Origin of the sequence: Streptomyces sp. NPDC057654, assembly GCF_042800135.1 — a bacterium.
In the GTDB taxonomy this organism is placed as follows: domain Bacteria; phylum Actinomycetota; class Actinomycetes; order Streptomycetales; family Streptomycetaceae; genus Streptomyces.
This window is the reverse complement of the sequence record NZ_JBHVHQ010000480.1, coordinates 1-6,538: the sequence shown is the minus strand read 5'-3', so window position 1 is coordinate 6,538 and position 6,538 is coordinate 1. Positions and strand designations below refer to the sequence as shown.

At 70.2% G+C, this 6,538-nt stretch carries 3 protein-coding genes; 1 reads left to right on the top strand and 2 read right to left on the bottom strand.

Annotated features, from left to right (window positions below; genetic code table 11):
- Nucleotides 1–94 precede the first annotated feature (94 nt).
- The gene (locus ACFU99_RS28390) at nt 95–661 is read right to left on the bottom strand and encodes a DJ-1/PfpI family protein (RefSeq protein ID WP_384397320.1); all 567 of its coding nucleotides are present in this window, start codon (nt 659–661) and stop codon (nt 95–97) included.
- A 402-nt stretch (nt 662–1,063) separates the two neighbouring features.
- Between ACFU99_RS28390 and ACFU99_RS28385 the strand changes: the two genes are divergently transcribed.
- Entirely contained in the window at nt 1,064–6,055 is a 4,992-nt protein-coding gene (locus ACFU99_RS28385) for an NAD-glutamate dehydrogenase (protein WP_384397318.1), read from the top strand.
- Between the two features lie 264 nt (nt 6,056–6,319).
- Here the strand turns inward: ACFU99_RS28385 and ACFU99_RS28380 are convergent.
- Nucleotides 6,320–6,538 (bottom strand): DUF881 domain-containing protein (locus tag ACFU99_RS28380; protein WP_384397315.1); only part of this gene is annotated, 219 nt, incomplete at its 5' end.

Below are 6,538 nucleotides of genomic sequence, written 5' to 3'. Positions count from 1 at the left end.
AGCTACCGCTGGGAGGTGCCCCCTGACGGGCTGGATTTGTGCGCTCGGTGAGTGGGCGGGGAAAGCGGGCTCAAACGTCGGACGTGGCGGTCTGCTACGTCACCGGGGCCTTTGCCCGTAGCACCGTCAGGAATTCGCGCATCCAAGCCGAGTGGTCGGGCCAGGCTCGGGAGGAGACCATGGTGCCGTCGACTACTACTTCGGAGTCCTGGAACTCGGCGCCGGCGGCCTGGATGTCGAGTTCGAGGGCGGGGTACGACGTGACGCGGCGGCCGCCGAGGCCGCCTACGGCGGCGGTGATCAGGGGGCCGTGGCAGATCTGGGCCACGGGCTTGTCGGCGTCGAAGAAGGCTTTGAGGATCTTGCGGAGCTCGGGGTCGTTGCGCAGGTACTCGGGGGCCCGGCCGCCCGGTACTACCAGTGCCGCGTACGCGCCCGGGTCCACTTCCGTGAAGGCGAGGTCGGCGGGCCAGGTGTAGCCGGGCTTCTCGGTGTAGGTGTCGAAGCCGTCCTCGAAGTCGTGCACCACGAACCGCAGCTTCTTGCGGGTGGGGGCGGCGATGTGGACCTCGTACCCCTCCTCGCGCAGCCGCTGGTACGGGTAGAGCACCTCCAGGGACTCTGCCGCGTCCCCGGTCACGATCAGGATCCTCGCCGTCATCGCGTCCACCTCCGTGCTGTCGTCAGAGCGTGCTGTCAGAGCCGTGGGTCCTTGTCAAGAGTGTGGATGTGGCCTGCGTCGCTGTCCAGAACGTCGAAGTCGGCCCCTCGGTTTTGTACACAAACGGCCCGTGACGGGTCCCCGGTCAGGAGCGATAGCCTTACTGGGTGATCAGCGCGATATCTCGCGGGGGCGACGAGGCCCCTGCCCTGCGCCCGGAGCACCACCGTGCCCGGGCAGCCGCTGATTTCTCCGACCGGGTGCGTTCCCCGAAATTGGCCGAGAACGGCCCGGTCTTCCCTCATTCCGGCATAACGTCGATTACGACCGGACACCCCGTGCCGCGGCGTGATGCCACCGCCATCGATGTCACGCAACGGCGCGCGACAGGAGCCAGAGGACATGCAGACCAAGCTGGACGAAGCCAAGGCCGAGCTGCTCGCACGGGCCGCCCGGGTCGCCGAGATCACCCCTGCCGGGAGTCCGCCTCCGGTTCAGGGTCTCGACCCGGAGACCCTTACCGCGTACCTCCAGCGCTACTACCTGCACACTGCTCCAGAAGACCTCAGCGGCCGCGACCCGGTCGATGTCTTCGGTGCTGCACTTTCCCACTTCCGACTCGCTGAAACCAGGCCGCAGGGAACGGCGAACGTCCGGGTGCACACCCCGACGGTCGAGGAGAACGGCTGGACGTGCAGCCACTCCGTCGTCGAGGTCGTCACCGACGACATGCCGTTCCTGGTGGACTCCGTCACCAATGAGCTGTCCCGCCAGGGCCGCGGCATCCACATCGTGATCCACCCGCAGGTGATCGTCCGCCGCGATGTGACGGGCAAGCTGCTGGAGATCATCGGCAACGACTGCGACGGCCACGGAGTGCGCCGGGACGTCCAGCTTCCGCACGACGCGCTGACCGAGTCCTGGATCCACGTCGAGATCGACCGCGAGACCGACCGGGGCGACCTGAAGCAGATCACCGCCGATCTGCTGCGCGTCCTGTCCGACGTCCGCGAGACCGTCGAGGACTGGCAGAAGATGCGGGAGGCCGCGGAGCGCCTCGCCGACGGGCTGCCCGCCGAGCCGACCGACGACGTCGACCAGCAGGACGTGACCGAGGCCCAGGAGCTGCTGCGCTGGCTCGCCGCCGACCACTTCACCTTCCTCGGCTACCGCGAGTACGAGCTGGTGACGGCCACGACCGACGGCGACGAGGAGGACGTGCTCACCGCTGTCCCCGGCACCGGCCTCGGCATCCTGCGCGCCGACCCCTCGCACCAGGGCGAGGGCCACCACGCCGGTCCCCACTCGCACCTCGCGCGCCCGGCGTCGCCGTCCTTCAGCCGGCTGCCCGCCGACGCCCGCGCCAAGGCCCGTGAGCACAAGCTGCTCGTCCTGACCAAGGCCAACAGCCGCGCCACCGTGCACCGCCCCTCCTACCTCGACTACGTCGGGGTGAAGAAGTTCGACGCCGAGGGCAACGTCATCGGCGAGCGCCGTTTCCTGGGGCTGTTCTCCTCGGCCGCGTACACCGAGTCCGTACGCCGTGTGCCGGTCGTGCGCCGCAAGGTCGCGCAGGTCCTCGCGGACGCGGGCTTCACCCCGGACAGCCACGACGGCCGCGACCTGCTCCAGATCCTGGAGACCTACCCGCGCGACGAGCTGTTCCAGACCCCGGCCGACGAGCTGCGCTCCATCGCGACCTCCGTCCTCTACCTCCAGGAGCGCCGCCGGCTGCGGCTGTTCCTGCGCCAGGACGAGTACGGGCGCTACTACTCCGCTCTCGTCTACCTGCCCCGCGACCGGTACACCACCGGCGTGCGGCTGCGGCTGATCGACATCCTCAAGGAGGAGCTCGGCGGCACCAGCGTCGACTACACGGCGTGGAACACCGAGTCGGTCCTCTCCCGGCTGCACTTCGTCGTGCGCGTCGAGCCGGGCGCCGCCCTCCAGGAGCTCACCGACGCCGACGTCGACCGCATCGAGGCGCGGCTGGTGGAGGCCGCCCGGTCCTGGGCCGACGGCTTCGCCGAGGCGCTGACCGCGGAGGTCGGCGAGGAGCGCGCCGCGGAGCTGCTGCGCCGCTACGGCCAGGCGTTCCCCGAGGGCTACAAGGCCGACCACTCGCCGCGCGCCGCCGTCTCCGACCTCCAGCACCTGGAGAAGCTCACCACGGCGGGCGGCGACCACGACTTCGCGCTCAGCCTGTACGAGCCGGTGGGCGCGACCGCGGGCGAGCGCCGTTTCAAGATCTACCGCACGGGTGAGCCGGTGTCGCTCTCCGCGGTGCTGCCCGTGCTCCAGCGGCTCGGCGTCGAGGTCGTCGACGAGCGTCCGTACGAGCTGCGCTGCTCGGACCGGTCCACCGCGTGGATCTACGACTTCGGGCTGCGGATGCCCGAGCACATCGCGGGCGACGACGCGCGCGAGCGGTTCCAGGACGCCTTCGCGGCGGTGTGGACCGGCGGGGCGGAGAACGACAACTTCAACAACCTGGTGCTGCGGGCCGGTCTCGACTGGCGGCAGGCGATGGTGCTGCGCGCGTACGCGAAGTACCTGCGGCAGGCCGGGTCGACGTTCAGCCAGGCGTACATGGAGGACACGCTCAGCACCAACGTGCACACCACGCGGCTGCTGATGAACCTCTTCGAGGCGCGGATGGCTCCCGAGCGCCAGCGCGCCGGGCACGAGCTGATCGACGGCCTGCTGGAGGAGCTGGACGGCGCGCTCGACCAGGTCGTGTCGCTGGACGAGGACCGCATCCTGCGCTCCTTCCTCACCGTCATCAAGGCCACCCTGCGCACCAACCACTTCCAGTTGGACGAGGGCGGCAAGCCGCACGGCTACCTGTCCATCAAGCTCGACCCGCAGGCCATCCCGGACCTGCCCGCGCCCCGGCCCGCGTACGAGATCTGGGTGTACTCGCCCCGCGTCGAGGGCGTCCACCTGCGCTTCGGCAAGGTCGCGCGCGGCGGGCTGCGCTGGTCGGACCGGCGCGAGGACTTCCGTACCGAGGTGCTCGGCCTGGTCAAGGCGCAGATGGTGAAGAACACCGTCATCGTGCCGGTCGGCGCGAAGGGCGGCTTCGTCGGCAAGCGGCTGCCCGACCCGTCGGTGGACCGCGACGCGTGGCTGGCCGAGGGCGTCGCCAGCTACAAGACGTTCATCTCCGGCCTGCTCGACATCACCGACAACCTGGTCGGCGGCGAGGTCGTGCACCCCAAGGGCGTCGTCCGGCACGACGAGGACGACACGTACCTCGTCGTCGCCGCCGACAAGGGCACCGCGACCTTCTCCGACATCGCCAACGAGGTCGCCGAGTCGTACGGCTTCTGGCTCGGCGACGCCTTCGCCTCCGGCGGTTCGGCGGGCTACGACCACAAGGGCATGGGCATCACCGCCCGCGGCGCCTGGGAGTCCGTCAAGCGGCACTTCCGGGAGCTGGGCCACGACACGCAGCGCGAGGACTTCACGGTCGTCGGCGTCGGCGACATGTCCGGCGACGTGTTCGGCAACGGGATGCTGCTCTCCGAGCACATCCGGCTGGTGGCCGCCTTCGACCACCGGCACATCTTCCTCGACCCGACGCCGGACGCGGCCGCCTCGTACGCCGAGCGCCGCCGCCTCTTCGAGCTGCCGCGCTCGTCCTGGGCCGACTACAACACCGAGCTGCTCTCCAAGGGCGGCGGGATCCACCCGCGCTCGGCCAAGTCCATCCCGGTCAACGCGCAGGTCCGCGAGGCCCTCGGCATCGCGGCGGGCGTCTCCAAGATGACCCCCGCCGAGCTGATGAAGGCGATCCTCAAGGCGCAGGTCGACCTCCTGTGGAACGGCGGCATCGGCACGTACGTGAAGGCGTCCACCGAGACGCACGCGGACGTCGGCGACAAGGCCAACGACGCGATCCGGGTGGACGGCGCGGACCTGCGGGTGCACGTCGTCGGCGAGGGCGGCAACCTGGGCCTGACCCAGCTCGGCCGCATCGAGTTCGCACTCGTCGGCGGTCCGGAGTCCACCGGCGGCCGGATCAACACGGACGCGATCGACAACAGCGCGGGCGTGGACACCTCGGACCACGAGGTGAACATCAAGGTGCTGCTGAACACGGCCGTCGCGGACGGGGACCTCACGGTCAAGCACCGCAACAAGACCCTCGCGCAGATGACCGACGAGGTCGGCGCGCTGGTGCTGCGCAACAACTACGCGCAGAACGTGGCGCTGTCCAACGCGGTCGCCCAGGCGCCCAGCCTGCTCCACGCCCACCAGCGGATCATGCGCCGCCTGGTGCGCGACGGGCACCTGGACCGCGCGCTGGAGTTCCTGCCCACCGACCGGCAGATCCGCGAGCGGGTCAGCGCCGGCCGCGGTCTGACCCAGCCGGAACTGGCGGTCCTGCTCGCCTACATCAAGATCACGGCGTCCAGGGAGCTGCTGGCCACCGGGCTGCCGGACGACGAGTACCTCCAGTGGCTGCTGCACGCCTACTTCCCGCAGGAGCTGCGGGACACGTTCGGCGAGCGGATCGACAAGCACGCGCTGCGCCGCGAGATCGTCACGACGGTGCTGGTCAACGACACCGTCAACAGCGGCGGCTCGACCTTCCTGCACCGGCTGCGGGAGGAGACCGGGGCCTCGCTGGAGGAGATCGTGCGGGCGCAGGCCGCGGCCCGCGAGATCTTCGGGCTCAACGCCGTCTGGGACGAGGTCGAGTCCCTCGACAACGAGGTGCCCGCCGACGTCCAGACCCGCATCCGGCTGCACTCGCGCCGCCTCGTCGAGCGCGGCACCCGGTGGCTGCTCAACAACCGGCCGCAGCCGGTGCAGCTCGCCGAGACCATCGAGTTCTTCAAGGACGGGGTGCGCGGCGTCTGGGCCGAGCTGCCGAAGCTGCTGCGCGGCGCGGACCAGAGCTGGTGGCAGTCCATCCGCGACGAGCTGGTCGAGGCCGGGGTGCCGGCGGAGCTCTCGGAGCGGGTCGCCGGGTTCTCGTCCGTCTTCCCGGCGCTGGACATCGTCGCCATCGCGGACCGTACGGGCAAGGAGGCGCTGGCCGTCGCGGAGGTCTACTACGACGTCGGCGACCGGCTCTCGATCACCAAGCTGATGGACCGGATCATCGAGCTGCCGCGCGCCGACCGGTGGCAGTCGATGGCCCGCGCGTCCATCCGCGAGGACCTGTACGCGGCGCACGCGGCGCTCACCGCCGATGTGCTGGCGGCGGGCGACGGCTCCGCGACGACCGAGCAGCGGTTCACGGCGTGGGAGGAGAAGAACGCGGCGATCCTGGGCCGGGCGCGCACGACGCTGGACGAGATCCAGGGGTCGGACGCCTTCGACCTGGCGAACCTGTCGGTCGCCATGCGGACGATGCGGACGATGCTGCGTACGCACAGCTGATGCCGCACTGACGCCGCGCTGATGTCGTCCGTACGCGGCTGATGCCGCGTACGCGCGGCTAACGCATGGTGTCCTCGCGGTAGCCGCCGCATGAGAACTACGGGCCGTCCGGTTTCACCGGGCGGCCCGTGCCTGTCGTATGAGCGGATAGTGGGACTAGGTCCGCAGAATCGTTCCATGTACGGATTCACCGCACCGGCGGCGACGGCCGCCGGGCGCGTACGGACCGCCCTCCGCGCCGACCACGACCCGCGCGCCGCCGCCTCACCGTGACGACGACCGAGCGTAATCAGGCTGCTTCGCCGGTCGCAAGGCGTCCACGACGATGTCGTCGGCGCGCGTGACCTCCGCGGTTGCCTGTTCCTTCTCGAGCGTCTGGACCACGCCGCCCGGGATGTTGAGAGCCGGTTCGAGGTCCTGCGGCTTGCCGATGACCTTGAACTCGTACGGGGCCTCGATCCTGCGGCCGTCCACCCTCAACTC

Bases quoted from the DNA above. Each gene is read 5' to 3' on its own strand.
- ACFU99_RS28390 (WP_384397320.1), bottom strand. From the start codon at position 661: ATGACGGCGAGGATCCTGATCGTGACCGGGGACGCGGCAGAGTCCCTG.
- ACFU99_RS28385 (WP_384397318.1), top strand. From the start codon at position 1,064: ATGCAGACCAAGCTGGACGAAGCCAAGGCCGAGCTGCTCGCACGGGCC.